Raw genomic sequence first — 26,888 nt, 5'->3', positions numbered from 1 at the left:
AATTTTCAATGAAAAGAATGTTAATTAACGCAACTCAAAAAGAAGAGTTGCGTGTCGCACTGGTTGATGGCCAGCGACTTTTCGATCTAGATATCGAGAGTCCAGGACATGAATCAAAAAAAGCAAATATCTATAAAGGACGTATCACACGTATTGAACCTAGCTTAGAAGCCGCATTTGTTGATTACGGTGCTGAGCGTCACGGTTTCCTCCCACTAAAAGAAATCGCCCGCGAATATTTTCCTGAAGGATACACATACCAAGGTCGCCCTAGCATTAAGGAAGTGCTAACTGAAGGCCAGGAAGTCATCGTTCAGGTTGAAAAAGAGGAACGTGGTAGCAAGGGCGCAGCTCTGACTACTTTCATTTCTCTTGCAGGTAGTTACCTCGTACTAATGCCTAACAACCCTCGAGCTGGCGGTATTTCTCGTCGAATCGAAGGTGACGAACGTACTCAACTGAAAGCTGCTTTAAGTACATTAGAACTGCCACAGGGTATGGGTCTAATCGTTCGTACTGCAGGTGTCGGAAAAAGTGCTGAAGAGCTAGAGTGGGATCTTAACGTCTTACTTAACCATTGGGGCGCAATCAAAGGTGCAGCAGACGCTAATCCTGCTCCATTCTTAATCCACCAAGAAAGTAATGTTATCGTTCGAGCGATTCGCGATTATTTAAGACGTGACATCGGCGAAATCCTGATTGATAGCAATACTATTTATGAACGTGCGAAAGAGCACATTCAGTTGGTACGACCAGACTTCCTGAACCGAGTTAAAAAATACGACGGCGAAGTACCTCTGTTTAGCCACTACCAAATTGAGAGTCAAATAGAGTCAGCTTTCCAGCGTGAAGTTCGCTTGCCGTCTGGTGGCTCAATTGTCATCGACCCAACAGAAGCCCTAACTTCGATCGATATCAACTCTGCCCGAGCAACTAAAGGTGGCGATATCGAAGAAACGGCCCTAAATACCAACCTAGAAGCAGCCGATGAGATTGCCCGTCAGCTACGTCTTCGTGATCTAGGTGGTCTGGTTGTTATCGACTTTATCGACATGACACCGGTACGCCACCAGCGCGAAGTTGAGAACCGCCTACGTGAAGCCGTTCGCCTAGACCGCGCTCGTGTTCAAATTGGTCGCATCTCTCGCTTTGGTCTGCTCGAAATGTCTCGTCAACGTTTGAGCCCTTCTCTCGCAGAAGCGAGCCACCACATCTGTCCACGTTGTAGTGGGACAGGCGTCGTCCGTGATAATGAATCTCTTGCGTTATCAGTGCTTCGTCTAATCGAAGAAGAAGCATTGAAAGACAATACGGCACAAGTGTTAGCAGTCGTTCCAGTTCCAATTGCGTCTTACCTTCTGAACGAAAAACGTCGTTCTGTTAATCACATCGAACGTATCCAAGAAGTGAAAATTACGGTTGTTCCAAATTCAGACATGGAAACACCGCATTTCGAAGTTATTCGTGTTCGTGAAGGGGAAGAGTTCGATCTCATTTCTTACCTACTTCCTAAAAAGCTGGAAGCATTGAAAGAAGCAGAAGGTAAAGAGCCTGTTGAAATCGACATCAAACCTAAACGCCTTGAAGAACCAGCGCTAAAAGGGTTTGCTTCTCCATCACAATCTGCACCGGCACCTGTCGCTAAGCCAGAGCCTCAAGCAGTGAAGGAAACAGCACCAGTTGAACAGCAACCAGGATTATTCAGTCGCTTATTTAAAGCGCTGGGAAGCTTCCTGTTTGGTGGTTCAGAGACTGCACAAGAAGAATCGAAGCCACAACAAGATTCACAGGATAACCGCGACAATACGCGCAATAAACGTGAGCGTAACGAGCGCAACGATCGTCGTCGCAATAACCAACGCGACAATCGTGATAATCGCCGTCGTCGTAAACCTCGTGATGAGCAGCAAACTAATGAGCAAAATAACGACGCTCAACAGCAAACTGCCAACAAGCAAAAGAACCGTAATCAAAAACGTAAGCCAAAAGCTCAACAAGCAGACAAAGCTCAAGAGCAAAAAGCCAATACAAAAGTAGTTGAAAAGGGTCTACAGCTTGCTGAAGAAGCTCGCACTGAAACTCAACCAGACGCGAAGCCTGAAGCCAACAAAGCCAAGGCAAATGCGAAAACGGAAAAAGTGAAAGAGCGCCGTCAACGTCGTAAAATCAATAAATCGGTTCGCGTTAAAGACCAGCAACAAGCAACGGCACCAGTTGAAGAGCCAATTAAAGTGGCAGAAACGGCTGAGGTTGCAGTAGAACAAACGCCAGTAGAAACGACAGCACCAGTTCAGCAAGAGCAAGACAACAAGCAAGCCGAGTCGAAACAACGCCGTAACCGTCGTTCTCCTCGTCATTTACGTGCTAGTGGTCAACGTCGTCGTCGTGGCCGTGATCGTCGCCCTAACCCATTCCGTCTACGCAAAGGTGGGGTTGCCTCTCCAGAAATGGCGATGGGTAAAGTGATGCCACGCTACATTCCTAAAGCTGCTCCTAAGAAACAAGCAGCCGTGAAGGAAGAAACCGCAGTGGCTGTAACTTACGGTGGCTTTGCGTGTCCTGAGATGGCCATGGGTAAAGTGATTCTACGTCGCGAACAACCTGTAACATCTGAAGCTCCAACTATTGAGCCAAAAGTTCAACAAGTAGCAGAAACACCTGTCGCACAGGAAGCAGTAGAAGTCAAAGTGGACACACCTGTTGTTCAGGCTGCGGAGACAACAGTAACTGAATCTATTGCCGTTGAATCTATCGCTTCTGAAGCAGCAAAAGTGGAATCGCCTGTTGTTGAAGCAACGGATACGGTTGTAGAAACAGAGAAGCCTGTGGCAGAGAAACCTGTGACTGATGCGGTTGAAGAAGCTGTAGAAGAGACTGCAGTTGAAGCACCTGCTACACCAGTTGCAACCGCAGAGCCTAAAGCAACGGTTATCAAAGTTACGGCTAAACCAAGAGCGAGCGCACCGATGACAAAAGCTCCTGGTCCACAAGAGCTACGCGAAATACAAGTGACTGCAGCGCCGCTTAAGCGCGATCGCTACCAGCCGAAAGGTGCAGGTAGTCAAGTTGCTAAAAATAGCGCTTCAGCGGCAATGACAAAGCCTAACTTTAGCTAAGTCGATCTATTTGCACTGAGTTACAGAAGAAAACTAAGGCTGCCTTCATAGGCAGCCTTTTTTTTATCGCTCATAAAAGCACATAAGCAGAAATACTCATTAAAATATCAATAGTAGATCACATTTGTTGTTCAATATCCGTATCATTCTTGAACTTAGTCACACTTTTTTGATAGGATTCGCCGACTCAAGTTTTCGACACCATTCTAATGCGACTCTTTTACTACTACGGTTTACGCTGTGTGAATTGACTATCCATTTGCTATCAGCGGCTAAAGCAAATACGAATATGTGTCGGAATAAACTCATCTCAACGAGAACTAAAAACCAACATGTTCGAATTTCCGCAATTTACTAAGCACTCAGTAAAAAACGATGTGCTATCAGGTTTAACCGTCGCTCTCGCGTTAGTCCCTGAGGCTGTCGCATTTGCTTTCGTTGCAGGCGTAGATCCAATGGTCGGTCTATACGCTGCGTTTATCGTCGGCCTCGTGACTTCAATCTTTGGTGGACGTCCTGGGATGATCTCGGGAGCGACAGGCGCGATGGCTGTAGTCATGGTCTCGCTGGTCGCAACGCATGGCGTACAGTACCTGTTTGCAGCGATTATGCTGGCGGGCATTCTGCAAGTCTGCGCGGGGCTTTTTAAGCTGGGGAAATTTATCAGAATTGTTCCACACCCAGTAATGATTGGCTTCGTTAACGGCTTAGCCATTGTGATTTTCCTTGCTCAATTAGGTCAGTTTAAAGCACCAGACCTCAATGGAATGCTCACATGGTTACCACAAGACCAGATGATGCTTATGCTTGGCCTGGTGGCATTAACGATGGCTATCATTCACTTTTTACCCAAAATCACCACAGCAGTGCCGTCTTCGCTTGTCGCGATTGTGACCGTTACCGCACTGGTTATCGGCTTGGACCTTGAAACCCGTACTGTTGTGGATTTTCTGCGCACCATGTCTGGGGATGAGGCTGCGACTTTGGCTGGTTCACTACCAACCTTCTCGATTCCGATGGTGCCGTTTACGCTAGAAACGCTACAAATCATTCTTCCGTATGCCATTATTCTCGCTGCTATTGGCTTGATCGAGTCTCTACTGACTCTAACAGTGCTAGATGAGATGACGAACAGTCGTGGTCAGTCTAACCGTGAATGTATTGGTCAGGGTATGGCCAACATGACGTGTTCAGTGTTTGGTGCCATGGGTGGTTGTGCAATGATTGGTCAATCCATGATTAACGTGAACTCCGGGGGCCGTGGACGTCTGTCCGGCATTGTTGCCGCTGTTGCTCTACTGATGTTCATTCTGTTTGCATCCTCTTTGATTGAGATGATTCCGCTTGCGGCACTGGTTGGCGTTATGTTTATGGTTGTGATTGGCACTTTTGAATGGGCAACCTTCAAACTTGCCCGCCGCGTACCAAAACAAGACTTTTTTGTTATAGTCCTTGTAACCGTCGTAACTGTTCTTACTGACTTAGCCATTGCGGTCGCGGTTGGCGTGATTGCCTCTGCATTGATGTTCGCTTGGCAACATGCAAAACACATCTATGCCGATACGTGTATTAATGAAGAGGGTTCAAAGGAATATAAAATCCACGGTCCTATCTTCTTTGGTTCCGCAGCAAGCTTCCTTGAGTTATTTAATGCTCAAGACGATCCCAACGATATCATCGTTGATTTTGCCGACTCTCGCGTTACCGATCACTCTGCTATTGAGGCCATTGAGACGCTCGCAGAGCGCTATGCTAGCCAGGGTAAGACATTGCACCTTCGCCATTTAAGCCCTGATTGTCGCAAGGTACTAGACAAAGCAGGTAGCCTAGTGGAAATCAATGTAAAAGAAGACCCAAGTTACAAAGTAGCGACAGACCTTTTAGCGGGTTAAAGCGCAGCAAACAAAAAGGGATGAGTAAAACTCATCCCTTTTTTCGTTTTACAAACCCGATGTTTTGTATCACCCAAACTGAGATTACAGTTTGTTCAAGATCTCGACCGAAGCATCTTCGATTAAATCTAAAACCAGCTCAAATCCATCGCCATCCCCATAGTACGGATCGGGAATCTCATCGTAAGCCGATGTTGAGTGACTTAAAAACAATGACACTTTATCGCGATATTTTGACGGGCACATATCTAACAAATCGGCCAAGTTAGCTTTATCTGCGGCAAGAATCATATCAAAGTATTCAAAGTCACTGACTGCAACTTGTCGAGCACGCATACCATCAAACGAGTACCCTCGTAGTTTTCCTGCCACCATCGCTCTACGATCTGGGGAGTGACCAGTGTGGTAACCTATCGTGCCTGCTGAGTCCACCTCCACATTAACCCCTTGTTCAAGAGCTTTCGCTTTCAATACCGCCTCTCCGGTCGGTGAACGGCAAATATTACCCATGCACACAACAAGTATTTTCTTCATTTTATTCCCTGATTTATTCGATGGTTTTTCTTCACTTATGGTTGGTCTATCATAGCGAGTAAAATCAGCTAACCCAAGTTCAGGCGCATAAGTTACGCTGAACCAAAAGGAATTAAGAAAATATGACATCTAGCGAAGAGAATAAGCAAGCTCGCCACAAAGCTCGCCAACAGAAAGTTAAAGAGCAAGTCGACGCACGAGTCGCCGCCGCTCAAGAAGAAAAAGGCTTGTTATTAATCATCACTGGTAACGGTAAAGGCAAGTCAACATCGGGCTTCGGCACCATCGCGCGCGCGGTAGGGCATGGCTTAAAATGTTCAGTCGCACAGTTTATAAAAGGCACCTGGGACAACGGCGAACGTAACCTGCTTGAGAAACTCGGTGTAGAATTCCAAGTGATGGCCACTGGCTTTACGTGGGAAACTCAGAACAAAACGGCGGATACCGAGGCTGCACAGCTAGTTTGGCAAGAGTGTAAACGCATGCTGCAAGATGAATCTATTGATGTCGTTTTATTTGACGAACTGACTTATATGGTCAGCTATGGTTACATTGATTTAGATGAAGTCGTCGATGCACTGAGCAACCGGCCCAAAATGCAATCAGTGATTATTACCGGACGAGGCGCACATAGAACTTTAATCGAAATGGCCGACACGGTGTCCGAAGTCAAAAACGTCAAACATGCTTTCGAGTCAGGCGTCAAAGCACTCAAAGGTGTGGATTGGTAGGGGAAAAAGGTACTAGGCAAATAAGGTCCTAGGTCCTAGGCGAGCGCAACGGAGGCTATGTGCCTCTTTGTTGGCATATTTGTGTTTACTATTTTGGAATACGGATTACAGAGTACGGAGTCACTGTCTGTACTCCGTACTCTGTGAGCGAAGCGTTCCGAAATCGAAATAGTCTTTTCCTAGGAGCTCAAATACCTAGTTAAATAGGCCTTTAATTAGACTATCGACCGCTTCTTTCGTTTTCTCATCTTTAATTTTATCCGTGAGCTTTTCGACACCACGGTCAATTTCTTTGCGCGCTTTCTCTTTAAGAACATCATCGAACACCAGCTTGAATTTCGGATCCGCCCATTTCCCAGAGACATTAATTGGAATGGTAATATCTTTCAGTTCATCGATATTCTTTCCACCCTGCCCTTCCAGTGTGCCAACGATTGACGTACTGATAGTAAAGTCGACGGTTTCGTTAAGGTAGTTCGCCTTACCATTACCACGTACACGAAGCAGTGGGGACTGGGCTTGCATGTCATTCGTAGAAGCAACACCGCCGTTTAGCTTCAATGTCGCAGTCATAGCACTGAAGTCCGTTTTCTTTACTTCGCTTGTCCCTTCAACGGACTGACCTTTGAATTTGGCGTAGTTCTCACGAATAATTTGCGCGACGTTGACCCCGTGCACGGCACCATCTGCAAAATTTATCACCACGGTACCCGTTAAGTTCTTTTTAATCCCAGTAGGCGTTAAGCTACTGCCTTTCACATTAACGTCAATATTACCAGTGCCTTCCAACGTATCATTATCTGCCACATCAACCAATAATGGCTGAACATGCACGCCTTTGATGGATTTTTTGACAGTGTATGTCGCAGGGGTCTTGCGTGCATCTAACTGTGCTTTTGCGTTAACACTACCTTGATAAAGCTTCGAGCTGAACGATGTTAATTCTGCCAAGCCACGGTTAACCGTAAAGCTCGCTTTTACCGCTTGCATGTGCGCGTTAGCGGCTTTAAATTTATCGACTGTAATATCCCCTTTAACATCCATTGCTTTCAACGCTGACAAATCTGGTTCAGTTTCAGTAGATGCTTTGCTTTCTCCTGCAGAGGTATCTGCTTTAGATTCGTTTGGCTTATCCAGACCAAGGAACGAATCCAAATCGATTTCAGGGCTATGCAACGCAAAACGAACTTGCGGGATATCAGCCAAAGTAACGTCTGCTTTTCCATCAAGCGCAATTGCATTGGCCGTCAGCTTTTCCAGGATAAAACTTAAATGGCTCTTCACGATATCGAAAGAAAGATCTGAGACCATATCTACTTTCATTGGAGACTGAGGTAGTGATTGCCCTTCTAATGTCGACTTCAGCGTCAATTCGGCTAATTGAACTTTACTGAAGTTTTTATCTACGGTGAGCTGACCGTCACCTTGCATGGTCACTTGTAAATCAGACACCACCCCTTTTAAGGCATAGGTAAGCTTGTTGGCTTGGTCAACCTCAAACGTGTCTAGACCAATCGTCGCTGATTCAATCACATTGTTTGGATCCGAGTAACTGGCATCCACATTAACGTTCTTCAGCGCGTAACTTGCCAAACCTTCTGACACCATGAAGTCTGCCTTACCTTGCGCTGCAAACTTCTGTTCATTCATTTCGCCTTTCACTGCAAAGTCTGCGCTCGTCCAGCTATCAAACGCAAACTCTGAGAGATTCAAAGTAATGTCATACAGCTTAGTAAAATTACCTGCTTGATTATCTTGTATTTCTAGCGAGCTATTCGAGACCGTAACACCCGCTAAATCCACTTTCCAACCAGTGCTCGCAGACTGGCTTTCTTCAGGAACTGAAGCCACTTCCTCTTTCTGTTCTGCTTGCTGAGATTGTGCTTGCGTAAGTGCATCGATGTTCTTAGTGCCATCTTCTAGAATTTCTAAGTAAAAGTCAGCGCCATCAAGAGTGACATTACCAATTTCTAAATGCTGATTGAGCAGCGGCATAACTGATACGTCAACACCGACCGTCTCGACTTTGAATAGATTTGGCTGACTAAAGCCTTGTGGATTTTTCAGCGCAGTACGGCCAAGCTCTAAACCAACGGATGGAAAAAATTGCCAACTGAGATCGCCCTCGATCACCAGTTCCAAACCCGTTTGTTTCTGTACTTGTTCTACAATAAGAGGCTTAAATTGGTTGGGGTTAACGAAAATGGTTAACGCCAAAATGGCACCCAAGACGAGTACCACTGGTATCGCGAGTATTATGAGCAGTTTCTTCATTTGTTTTTCCTAGCGCATTTTTTTTTAGATTATAGTCAGAGACTTCCAACAGAGAACGAAGTTCAACTCATTTAACTGTAACTGACTAATTTGAAGATAAAAAAAAGAAGTGACACCTAAAGTGCCACTTCTTTTCATAAAAATAAAGCGATACCGCTTAATCCACGCCTATGCTTTCAAAAGTCTTGCAATGTGAGCTTTTAATACATCAATGGCAATACGGTTTTTTCCGCCACGAGGTACAATGATGTCCGCATATTGCTTAGAAGGTTCGATAAATTGCATGAACATCGGACGCACGGTTTGTTGATACTGCTTAAGTACGGACTCCATAGTACGTCCGCGCTCTTCAACATCACGTTTAACACGACGAAGAAGACAGATATCCAACGGCGTATCCATAAATACCGTCGCGTGCATCAGGTCCCGTAAACGCGGATCAGTCAGGAGAAGAATACCTTCTAAAATGATCACTTTTTTCGGGGTTAGGGTCGTCGTATTACTTGTTCTAGTGTGCTCAGAGTAGCTATACTCCGGCACTTCAACCGCTTCACCACGAACTAACTTTTCTAGGTGCTCACACAACAAGTCGTGATCTAACGCACTCGGGTGGTCATAGTTAGTCTTTACGCGCTCTTCCATGCTCAAGTGACTTTGGTCATTGTAGTAGCAATCTTCCGTGATAACTCCGATTTGATGGTCGCCAACTTTCTCGCGAATCTCATTGTAAATGGTACTTGCGATCAAGCTTTTTCCAGAAGCAGAAGCGCCAGCAATACCGACGATTACGCATTGATTATTATCAGACATTAGTTTGCACCCGATGAAGATTTACAGTCACATAAAATAAACCGCATGATTATAGGGAGTTCATACCCTAGTTGCTAGCTGCAATTAGAGTTTAGTCTCAGTTTTCTGTTCGCCCAGAGCCTACGCTCTGAGCAAACGTTAAAATACGCAACTTTACATCACAAATATTAACAAACTAGGCCTATTAACCTTAATTGACCATAGTGAAATCAATTGCATCAGGCTTTGGCTTTCCTTGCCAAAATAAGCGACTACACACCTGATCAGCGAGTTGCTTATAATATCCTGCATGTTCACTTTCAGGCCGTCCTGCAACCGTCGGCATACCAGCATCGATATCTTCACGCATTTGAATATGCAGTGGTATTTGGCCCAACAAGGCTAAGCCAAATTCTTGCGACATTTTTTCCGCGCCACCCATACCAAAAATATGCTCTTTAGCTCCACATTGACTACATATGTGGTAACTCATGTTTTCTACAACCCCAACCACAGGGACATTCACTTTATTAAACATTGCCGCACCTTTACGTGCATCTGCCAACGCTAAATCTTGTGGTGTGGTAACCAGTACAGACCCTGTAACAGGGATCTGTTGAGACAACGTCAACTGAATATCACCCGTACCCGGCGGCATATCAATGACCAAATAATCCAAGTCAGGCCACTCCGTCTCGTTTAACAGCTGAGATAGTGCTTTCGACGCCATAGGACCACGCCAAATAGCGGCTTCTGATTTATCCACTAAATAACCAATAGAATGAGTATAGATGCCATGAGCGAAAATAGGCTCCATCCATTTCGAGTCGCGAACTTGAGGCTTCGCATCTTCTTGCCCCAGCATCATGGGTACTGAAGGACCATAAATATCCGCATCGAGTAACCCGACCTTCACCCCTGACTGCGCAATGGCTAATGCTAGGTTAACGGCAGTGGTCGATTTGCCGACTCCACCTTTTGCAGAGCTGACTGCAATGATATTTTTAACGCCTTTAACGCCATTCGCCACCTGCGTTTCAAGAGCTTTAACATTGACCAAGATCTGGTAGTCAAATGGTGGAACAACCTTTGACGCTTGTTGCTGCTGAATCCATACGCAAAGTTCTTCTTTGAGTGCGTGACTCGCAAATGGCAATTGTATTTCTACGTTTCCCGTAGCCTGAACAACTATGACACCGTGGATATCTGCCCAGTTTTCCACCAACTGTGGATGTTGAAATTGGTTGAACCAATCACAAAAATCTTGCTTTGAAGTGAACGAATGCATAAATCCTCCTTTTAAGAGCCATGCTACCACTGACATGTTAGAAGCAGAACCCTAAAAAAACTAAGGCATTCCACAGTTTGACACCTTGGAGTTAGTGAGCTCATGGGGTAGTATTGTCCATCAAATCTTTTATACCTATCAAGAAAAGCGAATATTAAGTATGGCAAACGATCCAAGACACCTTCCTTCAAGGAAACTGCTGGTAACTTGTGCCCTTCCGTACGCTAACGGTTCGATCCACCTTGGTCATATGCTTGAGCATATCCAAGCGGACATTTGGGTTCGTTACCAACGCCTACGTGGCAACACTGTAAATTTCATTTGTGCTGACGATGCTCACGGCACGCCAATCATGCTTAAAGCGCAACAGATGGGTATATCTCCTGAAGAAATGATTGCAGCGGTCAGTGAAGAGCACCAAAAAGACTTTGCAGGCTTTGATATTAGCTTTGATAACTACCACAGCACGCACTCAGAAGAAAACCGCGAACTGGCTTCACATATCTATCTAGAACTGAAGAAAAACGGTTTTATCTCGAGCCGTACCATATCTCAGCTATTCGACCCAGAAAAGGAAATGTTCTTACCGGACCGCTTCGTAAAAGGCACGTGCCCTAAATGTAAGTCTGAAGATCAATATGGTGACAACTGTGACAACTGTGGTGAAACTTATAGCCCAACAGAACTGATCAATCCTAAATCTGCTGTCTCTGGTGCCACACCAGTTATGAAAGACTCAGAACATTTCTTCTTCGACTTACCTCAGTTTGAAAGCATGCTAAAAGAGTGGACTCGCTCTGGCTCACTACAAGCTGAAACCGCGAACAAAATGCAAGAGTGGTTTGAATCTGGACTGCAACAATGGGATATCTCGCGTGATGCACCCTACTTTGGTTTCGAGATCCCAGGTGAGAAGAACAAATTCTTCTATGTATGGCTAGACGCACCGATCGGCTACATGGGTTCTTTCAAAAATCTATGTGATAAGCGTGACGACTTAAACTTTGACGAATACTGGAAGCAAGATAGCGAAGCAGAACTGTACCACTTCATCGGTAAAGACATCGTCTACTTCCACAGCCTATTCTGGCCAGCAATGCTAGAAGGTTCTGGTTTCCGTAAGCCTAACAATGTGTTCGTACACGGCTACGTAACCGTCAACGGTGCGAAGATGTCTAAGTCTAAAGGCACGTTCATTAAAGCGAGCACTTACCTTGATCATTTAGATCCAGAATGTCTACGTTACTACTACGCAGCGAAGCTAAACAGCCGTATCGACGACCTAGACCTTAACCTTGAAGACTTCACTCAACGCGTAAACGCTGACGTTGTAAACAAGATCGTTAACCTAGCATCACGTAACGCCGGTTTCATCGCGAAACGTTTTGAAGGCAAACTATCTGACAACTTCGCAGAACCTGAGCTGTACAACGAATTTGTTGCAGCAGCTGACCGTATCGCTGAGCTTTACGAAACGCGTGAATTTGGTCGAGCTATTCGTGAAATTACCGCATTGGCTGACAAAGCAAACCAATACGTTGACGAAAAAGCACCGTGGGTTGTGGCAAAAGAAGAAGGCAAAGATCAGGAACTACAAGAAATCTGTTCTGTCGGTATCAACCTGTTCCGCGTACTGATGACTTACCTAAAACCGGTCATGCCAGCACTTGCTGCACGTACTGAAGCGTTCCTAAACCAGGAACTGACTTGGGAAAACATTGCTGCGCCACTAACGGGTCACGAAATTACTAAGTTCAAAGCGCTATTCAACCGTATTGATCCGAAAAATATCGAAGCGATGATCGAAGCATCGAAAGAAGATGCAGCGGCAGAAATGGCGGCGAAAGAGAAAGCAGAAGCGGAAAAGAACAAGGCTAGTCAAACTGAACTAGACAAAGATCCAATCGCTGAAGAGATTGATTTCGACGCTTTTGCCGCCGTTGACATGCGCATCGCTCGTATTATCTCTTGCGAAGAAGTACCAAAAGCAAACAAACTGCTTAAGTTCCAATTAGATATCGGTGGTGAAACTCGCCAAGTGTTCTCTGGTATCAAGTCAGCGTACAAACCTGAAGAGCTAGAAGGCAAGCTAACCGTAATGGTTGCGAACCTAAAACCTCGTAAGATGAAGTTTGGTATGTCTGAAGGCATGATCCTAGCGGCTGGCCCTGGAGGCAGCGACTTGTGGATTCTTGAGCCACATGAGGGGGCTCAACCTGGTATGCGAGTCATGTAATACCGATTGAAGTAAAAATACAAATCCCTGCTTATTGGCAGGGATTTTTTTGAACAAACTCACACTTTTAGTGCGAATTGCACCATAGATATGCAACCTATCTACTTCATTTAAAAATAACTGGTTGTTTTTTATGGATTTAATGTCGGTGCAAAAATTGCATAACTGTCCTTGCTAGGTCCAAACAATAACAAGGAGTTGGTTATGTTTGTTTTGATATCGATTATATTATCCGTTGCGATTTTAGCGGGCATGTATCATCTGTCTTCTAAGCGAGAGCAACAACATGCCCGCAGATACGAACTACTAACGCTATTACGCGATGTTATCCAGTTACTTCGTCGTCATCGAACGGCGACACATTACTCTCTTCAATTTCGACATGATAAAGAACAAGAAATAGAACAAATTGCGTTGGAGTTGAACAGTAAGTTAAATATTCTGGTTGATACATCACGTTTTGAAAACAAGCCTATGTATCGTGTGCTACAGATTAAAATCGGTAAAGTGCTAGAAGAATGGCATGACATGTCAGTCGCACGCAACCAGATGGAACACGGTAAGTTAATTCGACACACGCTGTTCTTGATGGACGAGGTAACCATTGCTTGGCTAGCTATTGAGCAACGAGATGATCTTCATGATGACTATCACATGAACTGGCAGTACATTATGGACAGCCTCGAAACCCTGACCCAACTGCGAATTAGCATTAAAAGTATGCAAAGCGCCCATGACAACGATCGTCTAAAACACAATGCGTCAGTTATGTTACGCAAACTGAACAAACTAGCGATCATCGCTCCTCTAAGTATCTCGGCTCCTGCCGCCATTGGCTCAATAGAGTTACTGAACGAGTATGTTGAGGGTAACAAGCCTGATTTAACCGAAGAAGCGCTTTATAAAATCACCTCAGACTTATCGTTGGCTCTGTTTAACACCTATGACCATGTATTGTCTGAGATTGTTGAAAGTCTTTACATACCGTTACCCCGGCTTTCACTAGCGTGTTAATGACCAGACTCTCTGTTGTCAGATTCGCTATTGTCGAGCGTCAAAAATAAAAAGCCGCAGGAGACTGTTGTCCTCTGCGGCTTATTTCATCGATAACGTAATGAAAAATTACAGGCAGTTAATAACCTTGAATTCCCATTTATACCAATAAATTAGCTATCATCTTCGGTAAAATTGGTTGGCAATTGTTTTTTCATTTCATTCCAAATTTGTGCACTTTCCATACCATAGTGGCGAATGACGATAGGCAGTTGCTCACGCTGCGCATTTTCGCAAGTATCTAGGAGTTGGTAATAAAACTTCAGTGCTAGCTCGCGAGAGGCAGGATTTGAAAAATAGTAGCTACCTACACGATCGTAGAGCTTTTTCAGACCGTTAAAAATGAGACCGTAGATTTGGTTACCGGAATGAAATGCCAAACGCTGGAAAAGCATGTAGTCATAAAAATTGAAAGTTTTCGCAATCAGAATTTCTTGACGCTTTTCTTCGTCTTTTTCATTTTCTTCTTTAACGTTTTGCAAAACTTTTTCAGCATAAGGAGAAGTTTGAATAAACTCATCCCAAGAAGCAGCATTCGTTAACGCTTCACAAGACTCAATAACGTTCCTGATAGTACGTTCAGAGTTCTCTTTATTTACTTTAAAAGCATATCGCATAAAGATAGGGCTGATATTGGTACGTGCCGCGAGCAAGTCCTCAACGATATTGGTCGCATTATCTACGTCTAACGTCATTAGCGTGTCCAAGATATGCAGCCCAGAAGTCTCCATAAATTGGTTGACTTTTGTCGGTTTTCCGTGCTGAATTGTTAACCATCCATCACGAGCTAATCGTTGAAGCACCTCGCGCAGCGTGGTTCTGGTCACACCAATAAGTTCAGATAGTTCGCGCTCAGCAGGTAAAATTGAGCCAGGAGGAAAACGGCCGTTCCAAATGCTCTCGATAATGTACTTTTCTGCAAATCCAGCAGGGCTTTTCGCCTTTATGACCATTCTACTTTTTATCCAATATTGATTTCTTAGGGTCGATGGCACTCATCATACCACTAGTTGTCACTTATACCCAAATGACTTCAAAACACAGAATTCGCCGTATTGTTTGCATTCCAATTTCAATAAAATTCATGCGATAAAATTACGCAGTTTTTTCCGTTGTTTGACATAATCAAACAACGGTAGAACATAGGAAAATAGCGGGTTTGGGCATTAGTTAACAGGTTTGAGTTAAAAGGTCATAACTTCAGCATACTGGACGGTATCAATATACAAATAGACACTTACTCAACGTAAACACAAATGCGATATTGGCCCTGTCGAGAAATTTGACAGACACAGCACGTGCCCAAAGTATATTATTTAACCACACTCCCCAAAATCGTCTTTCACCATTAAAAAATTAATACAACCTACATCACAATTTCATATTTAAAATATGCAAAATTACTTTGTGCTTTCACAGAGTTGTTTTTGTTTAATATGCCTTTTATCGCCTCTCCTCGTCCTTTAGAATCGAAAGCGATGTTTTTAAAGCCTTTCAATAGATAATAGTGCAGCTCAGATCGCGTTATTAAATAAAAAAAGCCATTTTCTTCGTATGTACTGCTTTTAGATATTGACTATAGACTACCTCGGTGTAGAGTTTGCGGTCGTAAAGTTAGCAGTGCTTAAGTTCAAGGAAGTAACTTGGCAAGACTCCAATAGAACGATGGATTGTTGTTTTACTAAGTTATTGTTTTTTAAGGGCTGGTTAATAAAACTCATAAACATACACCTAGCTGCTAGCAATTAGTGTCTATTTATAATTTAGTTATTAAAGAGAGTTAACATGCCGATTTCGCTCGGAAACGCTTTTATCAAAAACTTTTTAGGTAAAGCCCCTGATTGGTACAAAGTTGCCATTATTGCGTTCTTAATTATTAACCCGATTGTATTTTTCTTGATCGACCCATTTGTTGCTGGCTGGTTGCTTGTCGCTGAATTTATCTTCACGCTTGCTATGGCATTGAAATGTTATCCACTGCAACCGGGAGGATTACTTGCCATTGAAGCCATTGCTATTGGTATGACCAGCCCAGGTCAAGTGAAACATGAGTTAGTCGCGAACATTGAAGTTCTACTGCTATTGATATTCATGGTGGCGGGTATTTACTTCATGAAGCATCTTCTGCTCTTTATTTTCACCAAAATACTGCTTGGTATTCGTTCAAAAATATTACTCTCTCTTGCCTTTTGTTTTGCAGCTGCATTTCTGTCTGCTTTTTTAGATGCCTTAACGGTTATCGCGGTAGTCATCAGCGTTGCTGTCGGTTTCTACTCTATTTACCACAAGGTCGCTTCCGGGAATCCCATCGGGGATCATGACCACACGCAAGATGATACAATTACCGAGCTGACTCGTGATGATTTAGAAAATTACCGTGCTTTCTTACGTTCTTTATTGATGCATGCTGGTGTAGGTACCGCACTTGGTGGGGTGACAACCATGGTCGGTGAGCCTCAAAACCTGATAATCGCAGACCAAGCAGGTTGGTTCTTTGGTGAATTCTTAATCCGCATGTCACCAGTGACATTACCGGTGCTTATCTGCGGGCTTATCACTTGTGCCTTAGTTGAAAAATTAAAGGTATTCGGTTACGGCGCTGAGCTTCCTAACAATGTTCGTCAAATCCTTGTAGATTTTGACAATGAAGAGCGCAAAACGCGTACGAAACAAGATGTGGCTAAGCTTTGGGTTCAAGGTTTTATCGCCGTGTGGTTGATTACAGCTTTGGCTTTGCACTTAGCAGCGGTTGGTTTAATTGGCCTTTCAGTTATTATTTTAGCGACGTCATTTACCGGTGTGATTGACGAGCACTCCATGGGTAAAGCATTTGAAGAGGCGCTGCCATTCACTGCCCTACTCGCGGTGTTTTTCTCCATTGTTGCGGTGATTATCGATCAGCAGCTATTTAAACCCGTTATCGATGCGGTACTTGCGGTCGAAGACAAAGGAACACAACTTGCGTTGTTCTACGTGGCAAATGGTTTACTCTCTATGGTGTCTGATAATGTCTTCGTCGGTACGGTGTACATTAACGAAGTCAAAGATGCTCTGATACATGGCGTCATCAGTCGCGAACAGTTTGATTTACTTGCTGTTGCCATCAATACTGGGACCAACTTACCGTCGGTAGCAACGCCAAACGGCCAAGCCGCCTTCCTATTCCTTTTAACATCGGCACTAGCGCCACTCATCCGCCTGTCTTATGGCCGAATGGTCGTTATGGCGCTGCCTTATACGGTTGTTTTAGCCGTCGTCGGGTTGATGGGGATCATATTCTTCCTCGAACCTGCCACCGCCTCTTTCTACGATGCTGGTTGGATACTACCTCACACTGGGGATTTAACGCCAGTCGCTGCTGGCGGGCATTAAAAATTTCTGTTGATTAGGAAACTTATACACGATAAAAAGCTCTGACTATTCAGGGCTTTTTTATACTTTAATACAGGACGGATACCGTGACCTTTTTAAACTCATTGAACCAATTTTCGAAGGGACGCTTATCGTGGCTGTTACTTCTATTGTTTGTTCTATTTTTCGAAGCATGCGCCTTATACTTCCAACACGTCGTAATGCTTGCACCTTGCGTCATGTGCATTTATGAGCGCGTCGCCATGCTCGGTGTTGGTGCTGCGGCCATCATAGGCTTCGTATCACCAAGTAACGCGCTATTTCGGTGGTTAGGTTTAACCGTTTGGGGAGCAAGTGCGTATAAAGGTCTGCAACTCGCGCTTCAGCATGTTGACTATCAATTTAATCCATCGCCGTTTGCGACCTGCGATCTATTTGTTACTTTTCCAAGTTGGGCGCCGCTTAATCAATGGGCACCTTGGATGTTTGAAGCCTACGGCGATTGTTCTAAAATCGTTTGGCAGTTCCTAGACTTATCGATGCCGCAATGGCTAGTGGTTATCTTCGCAGGTAACTTAATTGCTTTAGCGTTCATCATCATCGCCCAATTCTTTCCAGCAAAGCGAAGAAATCCGATTCTATAAGTGACAATGTCATTCAGTGGACCTGCCCTTACATCAGTATGTCCTTATAACAATATGTCCTTATAAGAATGCGTCCGTACACCAATAACAACAAAGCCGATCCTAAGATCGGCTTTTGCTTTGTATTGAGCTCATTGAAGCTTACGAACGTTGTTTATCACTTAATCTTTCACGGCCTAGTGCGATTTTCCGCAGCACTGTTTAAACTTCTTACCGCCCTCACAAGGACACGGGTCATTACGCCCAATCTCTTTAAACGGGTTGAGACGCTGTGACTTGCCACCGACCATCAATTCGTCTGCGCCGAGGGCAACCTCACTGACCATGAGGTCAAGTTGCTCAATCAAATCGCCCAAAGTCGGTGGTGGTTCGATACCAGCATCGCGCATCTGTTGCTGAGTAGACTCTTCATCTATAGCCAACATCATTGTCGTCAATAATGCTTGTAGCATTCGCTGTAGGCCGTCGTTGAGCTCGACTTCCTGCCATTGATCTTCGAGCATGCCCCAAACCGACATAAAACCTTCGGCAAAGTCGGCCAGTTTTGCTGGATCATTTTCTGTCAGCGCTAAGGCCGAATATTCGTTGCGTAAAATCAGGTTATGCTGCTTGTGAATTTGCTCTTCGATCGCTGGTTGAATCGTTTTAAAGCTTTCCCCTAACAATGGCTCTAACCAAGTTTCTGGTGCCAAAGGTTGGGTGGTAAGGTTTGCGGCTAATACCGCTCCTTCCATAAACAGTGAAGACTCCTCAAACTGAGTTTCACTTATTTCGATCAATGTGTATTGCATGACATCTGTTTCTAATAAATTTATAAGCATTATACCGCACAGCAAGAGTCTAGGTAAGCTTAGGAGTTGGTTGAGACTTAACGAGTCTTTTAATGACAAACCAGGTTTACATCGCTACAATCGCTTCCCTTTTTCACCAAACTGTATTAGGCAAGTTATGCGAGTTGTATTAGGTCCAATGGAAGGCGTTTTGGATCATTTGATGCGCCAAATTCTGACCGAAATAAACGACTATGATCTGTGTGTAACCGAGTTCGTGCGTGTCATTGACCAAGTTTTACCCGATCACGTATTTCATCGTCTATGTCCAGAGCTTCTCCAAGGTTCACAGACTGCATCCGGTGTTCCCGTGCATATTCAGTTACTTGGCCAGGAGCCAAACTGGATGGCTGAAAACGCGATAAAAGCGGCGAATTTAGGTGCCCGAGGCATCGACCTCAACTTTGGCTGCCCTGCAAAAATGGTGAATAAAAGTAAGGGTGGCGCAGCATTGTTACAACATCCAGAGCTGGTACACCAGGTCGTCAAAGCATGCCGAGATGCCGTACCCGATAGCATTCCAGTGACAGCAAAAATCCGTCTTGGGTGGGACAATCCGGATGATTGCTTTGAGATAGTCGACGCTGTCCAGTCTGCAGGCGCGAATGAACTCACTGTGCACGCTCGTACCAAACAAGGCGGCTACAAAGCATCAGAAATCAAGTGGGATTATATCAATCAAATCCGCACACGATTTTCGATACCGTTAATCGCAAACGGCGAAATTTGGAATTATTCAGATGGTCAGCGATGCATAGAAACCACAGGGGTAAACTCTCTAATGGTTTGCCGTGGCGCATTCAACATCCCAAATTTGGGCAATATGGTTAAACACAACCACCAGCCGATGCCTTGGTCTGAAGTAGTAGACTTGCTGATTTATTACTCGAGATTTGAAATGAAAGGTGACAAGGGGTTGTACTACCCAAACCGAGTCAAGCAATGGTTTGCTTATCTGCGTCAAGCATACCCAGAAGCGAAAGACTTATTCCGCGAAATTCGTACTTACAACAAAGCCGCCCCCATCGTTGAGCATATCCAACGCTATCAAGAGGCACTACAAAAACAAGGCTCACCAGTTACTTAATACTCAATGCACTAGAGTTATTAAAACAATAGAGATTGCATTAATAACAGATTTTGTTTTTTCCTGTGGTTTTCGCTTGATAGAGCCTTTCATCTGCTATTTTAAACAACTCAGCAAAGTCTCTTGATTGCTTTGTCGTTTCAAAAGCCACACCGCCAGAGACCGTAAATCCATTTTCGACAATACTGGGAGAGCGTTCGTCAATCGCTCTTCTAATCCGCTCTAGAATGTGTTTCATACCTTCCGTGTCTTCGTCATAGATAGCTAACACAAACTCTTCACCACCAAATCGAGAAGCGGTATCGGTATGACGAATATTGTCACGAATGCATTTCGCAACAAGTTGGATCGCCAAATCACCGACATCGTGACCAAAACGGTCATTAATGCTTTTAAAGTTGTCAATATCAAAGACCGCTAACGCGATGTTCTTTTTGGTCATCTTGTTGCGCCAAACCGCTTGCATTCCGCGTCGGTTCAACAATCCTGTCATAGGGTCACGAGATGCTAAATCTTTGAAGTATCGCCCCTCTTTATACGTATTGGCAGAAAGCATCAAAACGGTACTTAACACGTACAAAAACAGCGCAAATATGAGGCTGTATTTTTCGAAAACAATCAGATTTTTAATTTCATCCCAAAGATCATATTCGTAGTAGATGCGCTGATGCGAGTTTAACTGATCGAGTACAATAGGCTCTACTCGTACCGCATCAGTAGGTACTGCTTGATCACTTGCGATAAAGTGAAGCTTGCCCACTAAGTTTTTCGGGGTTTCAAACAATATATGCGTATTGAAATCAATGGCCAAGATACCTTGATGAATACCATTTTCAAAATATGGTATTGCTAAGCTAATGATTTGCCCAGTGACAGAATCAAGTATCGGGCCAGCATCCGCTTGGGTAATATACACTTGATTTTGTACAGAGCTTCTCCAAAATTGCTGGGTTTTTAACGAAGATAATAACTCTTTGGTAAAATGTTTCGCGTAATTACCGGGTGATAAAATCACATAACCACGTTTATCTAAGTAATGCATTCCTATGATATGGGGCTCCAAATCGTGGAGAAAGGACAGTGAGGGAGCAAAACCGACCTTCTGCTCTGCAAGCCGATTCATTTCAGAACCCTCTTGGCATAGACTCTTCTCTCCCACAATCACATATTCACGATCTGATGCAGGTAAGCCTCCCGTATAGGGCTTATCCAAAAGCAGTCTATTAATCGGCCAAATGTAACATGTTCCATCTTTTAGCATCTGATTGTGCTCTTTAGTCAATGGAAGCGCATAGTTAGTATAATTGGAAAAACTATAGTCGAGCGCAGATAACACTTTTACGCCCCGCGCTAGAGCTCGATCCACCCGCGCATATTCAACATCAATATAGCGATTCACTGAATCGTAGTAATTTTTAGTCGTTACAAGAATGACGATGACAAATAGCATCAAAGGAAAAATGATGACAAATGAGAGGCTAAAACGTCTTTTGTTAATCATTGGGTACCGATATCTGAGGCACTCCGTCATACTTGTAAACAAAATCGCGGTGTGCCAGTTTTTATTAATACTAAAGTTTAATCAATCAAAAATGCAGTGTCACATTACCACCCTCATTTTGTGGCTCTTGTTCCTATACGGATAGGAAATATGACTAAGTACGCCTAACTGAACGAAATAGCTTAGGTTATTTGGGCATTAAAAAACCCCCTTATCATCCGTAAATTCACTACGGTTGATAAGGAGGAGATTATTTCCATCGACCTTAGAGTCAGTCAAACTTAATTAAGTAATAAGCTATCGTCAGCGAGCTCCTCACCTCTTACTTTAGAGAACATCTCCAACAAGTCAGGGACGTCCATACTGGCTCGTTGCTCACCCGCGACATCCAGAACGATTTCTCCTTGATGCAACATGACGGTTCTATCACCACAAGCCAATGCATCTTTCATGGAGTGAGTCACCATCATCACGGTAAGATCAAACTCACTCACAATGCGTTTGGTGAGATCAATAACGAACGCAGCCATTCGTGGATCCAGCGCTGCGGTATGCTCATCAAGTAACAACAGCTTGCTGTCTGACAGTGTTGCCATTACCAGACTTACCGCCTGTCTTTGCCCACCAGATAGCAAACCAATACTATCACCTAATCGGTCTTCTAGCCCCAGTCCAAGAATGCTGATTCGTTCTTGGAATATTTTACGTCGCTTAGCTGACAACGCTAAGCCCCAGCTACGTGTTTTGCCACGCATATATGCCAAGGCCATGTTTTCTTCTATCGTCAATTCTCCACATGTGCCTGCCAGTGGATCTTGAAACACTCTGGCACATTGTGTCGCTCGTTGGGCAACGGTTTGTTTGGTTACATCCTTTCCATCAATAACCACTTGACCACCGATCATTGGCGTTTCGCCCGTTACAGCCCCCAATAACGTTGACTTGCCTGCGCCATTGGAACCGATAACGGTTAAAAACTGATGTTGAGGAACCTCAAGAGACACACCTCGTAACGCACGGTTTTCTAATATGGTGCCAGGGTTGAACGTCACTTGAATATTGTTAAGTTCAATCATAATGTCTCCCCAGAGCCTTTTTTCGATGCTTGTTGTTTAGCATCTGTCACTCGCTGTTTCGCCTTCATATTCTTCTTAAGTTTTGGTGCGATAAGCGCAACTGCGACTAATACTGCTGTTACGAGATTAAGGTCTGATGCTTGCAAACCAAACATTCCTGAACTCAACGCAAAAGCGACGGCAAGACGGTACAGAACAGAACCGATAATTACGGCTAAAACCGCCACCCAAATCTTACGACCTGGGATTAGAGTTTGACCTAAAATCACCGCTGCTAAACCAACAACAATGGTACCTACGCCTGATGTCACATCAGCAAAACTGTTCGTTTGTGCAAACAAAGCGCCAGCAAACCCTACAAAACCGTTTGATAATGCAAGACCGAAATAGGTATAGAAGCCAGTGCTTGCACCTTGCGCAGACACCATTCGCGCATTTACACCCGTTGCTCTCAAGCCCAATCCAAAATCACTGTTTAAGAGACGAACAATAAAAAACGCAGAGATGAGGACAAGCACACCAACAACTAATGGACGAATAAGCATGGGATCTCCCATGGATTCAAACGGAGTCAGAATGGTGTCTTCTCCCAACAACGCCATATTTGGCTTACCCATAATGCGAATATTGATAGAGAACGCCGCGATCATGGTCAAAATTGAAGCCAAAAGGTGCAAAATACCACAACGAACGGCAAGAAATGCGGTGACCCACCCTGTCATGCCACCAGCAATGATCGCCATCCCAGTGGCAATCCATGGGTTGATACCCGCGACGATTGCCGTGGCCGCGACAGCAGCGCCCATAGGGAAACTGCCATCCACACTAAGATCGGGAAAATCAAGCACACGAAACGTCAGGTAAACCCCCAACGCGACCAGACCATAAATCAAGCCAATCTCTAGCGCGCCAAAAAAAGCAAATGCAGACATAACTACTCCTTTCTGCATATTCAGGCCGGCAAAGCTCGACCTGAACTGTATCCTTTAAATATCGTTATTATTTGCTAGTAACACGCTGTACGACTGAGTCTGGTAGTTTGATACCCAACTTATCCGCTGCGCTTTGGTTAATTACTAGATCAGAGCCTTTAGCGACTTTTACATCCAGTTTACCCGGCTCTTGTCCGTCAAGAATAGCAGCGACATAATCCGCAGTTTGCACACCAACTTGATAGTAATCGAAACCAAGGCCCACTATCGCTCCTTTCTCAACGTATGACGTAGCACCGCCAAATACAGGAGTTTTAGCCTGATTTGCAGCGACGATCATGCCTTCAATGGCACTCGCGACCGTGTTATCCGTTGGCGCGTAAATGATATCGGATTTCGCGGCAATGGCTTGAGTTGCAGACTGAACATCCGCACTTTTTAACGCGGTCGCTTCAACAACCTCGATACCTTTTGCCTTAGCGCTTTCTTTTAGCAAATCAACCAAAGTAACCGCATTTGCTTCACCTGGGTTGTAAACAACACCAATACTTTTGACATTTGGCAGTACTTCTTTAATTAAATCAACATGCTGTGCCACTGGAGACAAATCGGATAAGCCCGTTACATTTTTACCCGGTTGCTCCATTGACGAGATGAGCTTCGCCCCGACAGGATCGGTAACCGCAGTAAATACTACGGGAATCGTTCTTGTCGCTGAGACCAAAGCCTGAGCGGAAGGCGTTGCGATACCGACTAATACATCCGGGTTTTCACCGACAAATTGACGGGCAATTTGTACTGCGATGGCAGGGTTACCTTGTGCAGTTTTATAGTCAAACTCGAGATTCTTTCCCTCTTCATAACCTTTTGCTTTTAGACCATCCAGCAAGCCCTGGCGAGTAGCATCCAGCGCTGGGTGTTCTACAATTTGCGATACAGCAACCGTCGCCGTTTTGGCAATAACTCCGGTTGAAGAGAGAAGAGCGGTGGCAGATAGAATTGCGGTGGCAAGTAAACGTTTTGATTTCATCATAACTCCTTGATGTGTCTTCGTCCTTGTGTGAGCATTCAACGTCGATGCTCACTCATGCAAAAGTGAGAACAAAATGTTGTTGTGCTTAATAGAGAGTGTTATGCACCTCTTGTGCATCATATTGTTATTATTACTACTAAGTTACGGTAAAGAAAAGAAACATTTAACAGCAACACAACATTTGTGATCACGCAGGGGATGCAGGACAAGCAAAATTACACCAAAAATGCCAGATATACACTCGATGATGAAGATTCTTGAGACTGAAAAGTCAGTAAGTAAAAGAAAGACAAATTATGAACGACTTGAGTCTAGGTAAAGATGGAGCAAATGACGCCCACTCCATCTTTAAAACAGAGGAATAAAGAGAGAAATCAACGATTGGAACCAGCTAAAACCAACGCTCTAGAGACGATTTATCCAATTGTCTAAAAGCGCGATTCAGTATCATCGCTAATTCTTTGTAGCGCGGTTTTGCTTTTACCGGTTCTAACGCAAACCCCGTTTCGACTATTTTTTGGTGTAGCTCTCGATACCACGTGGCAAGTGACGGTGGCAATTTGGTATTGGAGCGCGTGCCTAACCACCAAATTCCTTGCAGAGGCAAACTTATCGCAAATAACGCGACAACAATGGACTGCGGTAATGCATCGTAGTTGTTAAACGCCATTTGAGTGAGCACACTTATCGCAGCAACGGCTGGCATCACTTTAATACCGAAACGAGTGGCTTTAATAATGCGCTGTTCAGGAAATACGGCACCCAGTTCTTTGCGAACCGGCCAGATCTCCATGTAGTTCTGCCCATCTTTCAGGCTATGGATTAATCCGACTTTATTACTCATTCGACTCTCTCACTAAAAAATAGTTGAACATTTCAACTGAAGGTGCAAAAAATTGATGAAAGTTAATATTAATTCAAATTTTTTTTGTTATCATACTTCATTATCGCTATCCTTTGCGGACCCTCAATCTCATTGTTGCTGTTATTTACAATTTAAGCAACATGAGATGTCTATCGGCATGGATTGCATCACAGTGGTGAGGGGCTCTCATCACTCTTTTTTAGATGGACTTTGAATATTTTTTGACCAAGATTAGTACGCAGCCTCTCTGGTATCGTCTATTCTTGTGATTGATTTTCATTCTTTTACTGATTTTTATCAGACGAATAACAGGTAGTCATACATGTCTAAGCTAGTTTTAGTTTTAAACTGCGGTAGTTCTTCACTTAAGTTCGCTATTGTCGATGCACAAAATGGCGACGAGTACCTTTCAGGTCTTGCTGAATGTCTACACCTTCCAGAAGCACGTATCAAGTGGAAACTTGACGGCAAGCACGAAGCTCAACTGGGTGAAGGCGCTGCGCACGATGAAGCTCTGACGTTCATCGTTGAAACTATTCTTGCTTCTAAGCCAGAACTGGCAGAGCAACTGAAAGCCATCGGTCACCGTGTTGTACACGGCGGTGAGCAATTTACACATTCAATGCTGGTTGATGAAGCAACCGTTAAAGGAATTGAAGAAGCCGCTATTTTTGCTCCTCTGCACAACCCAGCTCACGTGATCGGTATTCGTGCAGCACAAAAAGCATTCCCGGCGCTGCAAAACGTTGTAGTATTCGACACGGCATTCCATCAAACCATGCCACAAGAAGCGTACCTGTACGCTCTGCCATACAACCTTTACACTGAGCACGGTATCCGTCGCTACGGCGCACACGGTACATCTCATCGCTTCATCGCTCGTGAAACTGCTGAGCGTATGGGTAAACCAGCCAACGAACTGAACATCATCAACTGCCACCTGGGCAACGGTGCTTCAGTGTGTGCTATCAAAAACGGCGAATCTGTTGATATTTCAATGGGTCTGACTCCACTTGAAGGTCTGGTAATGGGCACTCGTTGTGGTGACTTGGACCCAGCAGTGATGTTCTTCCTGCACGACAAACTTGGCATGAGCGTAGAAGAGATCAATACCATGTTCACAAAACAATCGGGTCTGCTTGGCCTGACTGGTGTGACATCGGACTGTCGTTTTGTCGAAGACAACTACGGTGCAAAAGAAGAAGCAACTCGTGCGATGGACGTATTCTGTCACCGTTTGGCTAAATACGTAGCAGGTTACACTGCCACCATGGATGGCCGCCTAGACGCTATCGTATTTACCGGTGGTATCGGTGAAAACTCTGCCCCAATCCGTGAAATGGTTCTGAACCGCCTAGCTATCTTCGGTATTGAAGTAGACAGCGCAGCCAACCTGAAAGCACGTTTCGGTGGTGAAGGTGTGATCACGACTGAAAACAGCCGCATCCCAGCCATGGTTATCTCAACCAACGAAGAGCTGGTTATCGCGGAAGACACTGCTCGTCTGACAGGTATTTAATTGACTCACTGGCTAGCCACTCGGCTAGCCATATTTTCATTCAAACGAATTTCTTAGGGGCTCAACCCCTATTCTTCCGAACTTCATGGAATAAGAGTTGAGCTTTTATCCCCCAAATAGCTAAAGGTACTCTACGA

General features: G+C 44.4%; 20 protein-coding genes. 9 read left to right on the top strand and 11 right to left on the bottom strand.

Features of this window, described 5'->3' with window-relative positions; all coding sequences use genetic code 11:
* Positions 1 to 8 precede the first annotated feature (8 nt).
* Complete coding sequence (rne, locus tag ONE56_RS05090; RefSeq protein ID WP_423840345.1) at positions 9 to 3,116, top strand: ribonuclease E; 3,108 nt, start codon at positions 9 to 11, stop codon at positions 3,114 to 3,116.
* 332 nt (positions 3,117 to 3,448) lie between these two features.
* The gene (locus ONE56_RS05085; RefSeq protein WP_423840344.1) at positions 3,449 to 5,008 is read left to right on the top strand and encodes a SulP family inorganic anion transporter; all 1,560 of its coding nucleotides are present in this window, start codon (positions 3,449 to 3,451) and stop codon (positions 5,006 to 5,008) included.
* 84 nt (positions 5,009 to 5,092) lie between these two features.
* On the opposite strand, the gene ONE56_RS05080 is transcribed toward ONE56_RS05085, so the two are convergent.
* A complete protein-coding gene (locus ONE56_RS05080; RefSeq protein WP_423840343.1) occupies positions 5,093 to 5,542 on the bottom strand; it encodes a low molecular weight protein-tyrosine-phosphatase in 450 nt (149 codons plus the stop codon).
* Between the two features lie 122 nt (positions 5,543 to 5,664).
* Between ONE56_RS05080 and cobO the strand changes: the two genes are divergently transcribed.
* On the top strand, positions 5,665 to 6,273 hold the full coding sequence (cobO, locus tag ONE56_RS05075; protein WP_331438037.1) for a cob(I)yrinic acid a,c-diamide adenosyltransferase: 609 nt from the start codon (positions 5,665 to 5,667) through the stop codon (positions 6,271 to 6,273).
* Positions 6,274 to 6,468: 195 nt separating this feature from the next.
* Here the strand turns inward: cobO and ONE56_RS05070 are convergent, their stop codons facing one another.
* The 3 genes from ONE56_RS05070 to apbC all read right to left on the bottom strand — a co-directional run bounded on the left by ONE56_RS05070 (position 6,469) and on the right by apbC (position 10,624).
* Positions 6,469 to 8,547, bottom strand: a complete 2,079-nt coding sequence (locus tag ONE56_RS05070) for an AsmA family protein (protein WP_423840342.1) — start codon at positions 8,545 to 8,547, stop codon at positions 6,469 to 6,471.
* A 168-nt stretch (positions 8,548 to 8,715) separates the two neighbouring features.
* Positions 8,716 to 9,357, bottom strand: a complete 642-nt coding sequence (gene udk / locus ONE56_RS05065) for a uridine kinase (protein ID WP_041156412.1) — start codon at positions 9,355 to 9,357, stop codon at positions 8,716 to 8,718.
* Between the two features lie 190 nt (positions 9,358 to 9,547).
* The gene (gene apbC, locus ONE56_RS05060) at positions 9,548 to 10,624 is read right to left on the bottom strand and encodes an iron-sulfur cluster carrier protein ApbC (RefSeq protein WP_423840341.1); all 1,077 of its coding nucleotides are present in this window, start codon (positions 10,622 to 10,624) and stop codon (positions 9,548 to 9,550) included.
* A 160-nt stretch (positions 10,625 to 10,784) separates the two neighbouring features.
* On the opposite strand from apbC, the gene metG reads away from it, so the two are divergent.
* Together metG and ONE56_RS05050 are read left to right on the top strand one after the other, a co-directional pair.
* Positions 10,785 to 12,860, top strand: coding sequence for a methionine--tRNA ligase (gene metG / locus ONE56_RS05055; protein WP_423840340.1), 2,076 nt, complete (start codon positions 10,785 to 10,787; stop codon positions 12,858 to 12,860).
* Positions 12,861 to 13,064: 204 nt separating this feature from the next.
* The gene (locus tag ONE56_RS05050; RefSeq protein ID WP_423840339.1) at positions 13,065 to 13,874 is read left to right on the top strand and encodes a hypothetical protein; all 810 of its coding nucleotides are present in this window, start codon (positions 13,065 to 13,067) and stop codon (positions 13,872 to 13,874) included.
* Positions 13,875 to 14,026: 152 nt separating this feature from the next.
* On the opposite strand, the gene fadR is transcribed toward ONE56_RS05050, so the two are convergent.
* Positions 14,027 to 14,866, bottom strand: coding sequence for a fatty acid metabolism transcriptional regulator FadR (fadR, locus tag ONE56_RS05045; protein ID WP_041156416.1), 840 nt, complete (start codon positions 14,864 to 14,866; stop codon positions 14,027 to 14,029).
* Between the two features lie 832 nt (positions 14,867 to 15,698).
* Between fadR and nhaB the strand changes: the two genes are divergently transcribed.
* Both nhaB and dsbB read left to right on the top strand, forming a co-directional pair.
* A complete protein-coding gene (gene nhaB / locus ONE56_RS05040; protein WP_423840338.1) occupies positions 15,699 to 17,285 on the top strand; it encodes a Na(+)/H(+) antiporter NhaB in 1,587 nt (528 codons plus the stop codon).
* A gap of 86 nt (positions 17,286 to 17,371) precedes the next feature.
* Positions 17,372 to 17,908: a disulfide bond formation protein DsbB gene (gene dsbB, locus ONE56_RS05035; RefSeq protein WP_041156418.1), complete on the top strand. Its 537-nt coding sequence runs from the start codon at positions 17,372 to 17,374 to the stop codon at positions 17,906 to 17,908.
* A gap of 176 nt (positions 17,909 to 18,084) precedes the next feature.
* Here the strand turns inward: dsbB and ONE56_RS05030 are convergent, their stop codons facing one another.
* A complete protein-coding gene (locus tag ONE56_RS05030) occupies positions 18,085 to 18,699 on the bottom strand; it encodes a UPF0149 family protein (RefSeq protein ID WP_423840491.1) in 615 nt (204 codons plus the stop codon).
* A 157-nt stretch (positions 18,700 to 18,856) separates the two neighbouring features.
* On the opposite strand from ONE56_RS05030, the gene dusC reads away from it, so the two are divergent.
* Complete coding sequence (dusC, locus tag ONE56_RS05025) at positions 18,857 to 19,825, top strand: tRNA dihydrouridine(16) synthase DusC (protein WP_423840337.1); 969 nt, start codon at positions 18,857 to 18,859, stop codon at positions 19,823 to 19,825.
* 40 nt (positions 19,826 to 19,865) lie between these two features.
* Here dusC and ONE56_RS05020 read toward each other — a convergent pair whose 3' ends face one another.
* The 5 genes from ONE56_RS05020 to yfbV form a co-directional block, all read right to left on the bottom strand.
* On the bottom strand, positions 19,866 to 21,326 hold the full coding sequence (locus ONE56_RS05020; RefSeq protein ID WP_423840336.1) for a GGDEF domain-containing protein: 1,461 nt from the start codon (positions 21,324 to 21,326) through the stop codon (positions 19,866 to 19,868).
* Positions 21,327 to 21,607: 281 nt separating this feature from the next.
* Positions 21,608 to 22,402, bottom strand: a complete 795-nt coding sequence (locus ONE56_RS05015) for an ABC transporter ATP-binding protein (protein ID WP_041156422.1) — start codon at positions 22,400 to 22,402, stop codon at positions 21,608 to 21,610.
* Complete coding sequence (locus tag ONE56_RS05010; protein ID WP_041156423.1) at positions 22,399 to 23,334, bottom strand: ABC transporter permease; 936 nt, start codon at positions 23,332 to 23,334, stop codon at positions 22,399 to 22,401. The genes ONE56_RS05015 and ONE56_RS05010 overlap by 4 nt, the downstream gene beginning before the upstream one ends.
* 67 nt (positions 23,335 to 23,401) lie before the next feature.
* Complete coding sequence (locus ONE56_RS05005; RefSeq protein ID WP_041156424.1) at positions 23,402 to 24,364, bottom strand: ABC transporter substrate-binding protein; 963 nt, start codon at positions 24,362 to 24,364, stop codon at positions 23,402 to 23,404.
* Positions 24,365 to 24,758: 394 nt separating this feature from the next.
* A complete protein-coding gene (gene yfbV / locus ONE56_RS05000) occupies positions 24,759 to 25,211 on the bottom strand; it encodes a terminus macrodomain insulation protein YfbV (RefSeq protein WP_041156425.1) in 453 nt (150 codons plus the stop codon).
* A 343-nt stretch (positions 25,212 to 25,554) separates the two neighbouring features.
* Between yfbV and ONE56_RS04995 the strand changes: the two genes are divergently transcribed.
* The gene (locus ONE56_RS04995) at positions 25,555 to 26,751 is read left to right on the top strand and encodes an acetate kinase (RefSeq protein ID WP_041156426.1); all 1,197 of its coding nucleotides are present in this window, start codon (positions 25,555 to 25,557) and stop codon (positions 26,749 to 26,751) included.
* The last annotated feature ends 137 nt before the right edge of the window (positions 26,752 to 26,888 follow it).

It is taken from the genome of Vibrio mytili, assembly GCF_049563345.1.
In the GTDB taxonomy this organism is placed as follows: domain Bacteria; phylum Pseudomonadota; class Gammaproteobacteria; order Enterobacterales; family Vibrionaceae; genus Vibrio; species Vibrio mytili.
The sequence above is the reverse complement of the archived record's forward strand: the minus strand, read 5'-3'. Positions and strand labels throughout refer to the sequence as shown.

Coding starts and splice junctions, on each gene's coding strand:
- rne (WP_423840345.1), top strand. CDS start 9: ATGAAAAGAATGTTAATTAACGCAACTCAAAAAGAAGAGTTGCGTGTC.
- ONE56_RS05085 (WP_423840344.1), top strand. CDS start 3,449: ATGTTCGAATTTCCGCAATTTACTAAGCACTCAGTAAAAAACGATGTG.
- ONE56_RS05080 (WP_423840343.1), bottom strand. CDS start 5,542: ATGAAGAAAATACTTGTTGTGTGCATGGGTAATATTTGCCGTTCACCG.
- cobO (WP_331438037.1), top strand. CDS start 5,665: ATGACATCTAGCGAAGAGAATAAGCAAGCTCGCCACAAAGCTCGCCAA.
- ONE56_RS05070 (WP_423840342.1), bottom strand. CDS start 8,547: ATGAAGAAACTGCTCATAATACTCGCGATACCAGTGGTACTCGTCTTG.
- udk (WP_041156412.1), bottom strand. CDS start 9,357: ATGTCTGATAATAATCAATGCGTAATCGTCGGTATTGCTGGCGCTTCT.
- apbC (WP_423840341.1), bottom strand. CDS start 10,624: ATGCATTCGTTCACTTCAAAGCAAGATTTTTGTGATTGGTTCAACCAA.
- metG (WP_423840340.1), top strand. CDS start 10,785: ATGGCAAACGATCCAAGACACCTTCCTTCAAGGAAACTGCTGGTAACT.
- ONE56_RS05050 (WP_423840339.1), top strand. CDS start 13,065: ATGTTTGTTTTGATATCGATTATATTATCCGTTGCGATTTTAGCGGGC.
- fadR (WP_041156416.1), bottom strand. CDS start 14,866: ATGGTCATAAAGGCGAAAAGCCCTGCTGGATTTGCAGAAAAGTACATT.
- nhaB (WP_423840338.1), top strand. CDS start 15,699: ATGCCGATTTCGCTCGGAAACGCTTTTATCAAAAACTTTTTAGGTAAA.
- ONE56_RS05030 (WP_423840491.1), bottom strand. CDS start 18,699: ATGCAATACACATTGATCGAAATAAGTGAAACTCAGTTTGAGGAGTCT.
- dusC (WP_423840337.1), top strand. CDS start 18,857: ATGCGAGTTGTATTAGGTCCAATGGAAGGCGTTTTGGATCATTTGATG.
- ONE56_RS05020 (WP_423840336.1), bottom strand. CDS start 21,326: ATGATTAACAAAAGACGTTTTAGCCTCTCATTTGTCATCATTTTTCCT.
- ONE56_RS05015 (WP_041156422.1), bottom strand. CDS start 22,402: ATGATTGAACTTAACAATATTCAAGTGACGTTCAACCCTGGCACCATA.
- ONE56_RS05010 (WP_041156423.1), bottom strand. CDS start 23,334: ATGTCTGCATTTGCTTTTTTTGGCGCGCTAGAGATTGGCTTGATTTAT.
- ONE56_RS05005 (WP_041156424.1), bottom strand. CDS start 24,364: ATGAAATCAAAACGTTTACTTGCCACCGCAATTCTATCTGCCACCGCT.
- yfbV (WP_041156425.1), bottom strand. CDS start 25,211: ATGAGTAATAAAGTCGGATTAATCCATAGCCTGAAAGATGGGCAGAAC.
- ONE56_RS04995 (WP_041156426.1), top strand. CDS start 25,555: ATGTCTAAGCTAGTTTTAGTTTTAAACTGCGGTAGTTCTTCACTTAAG.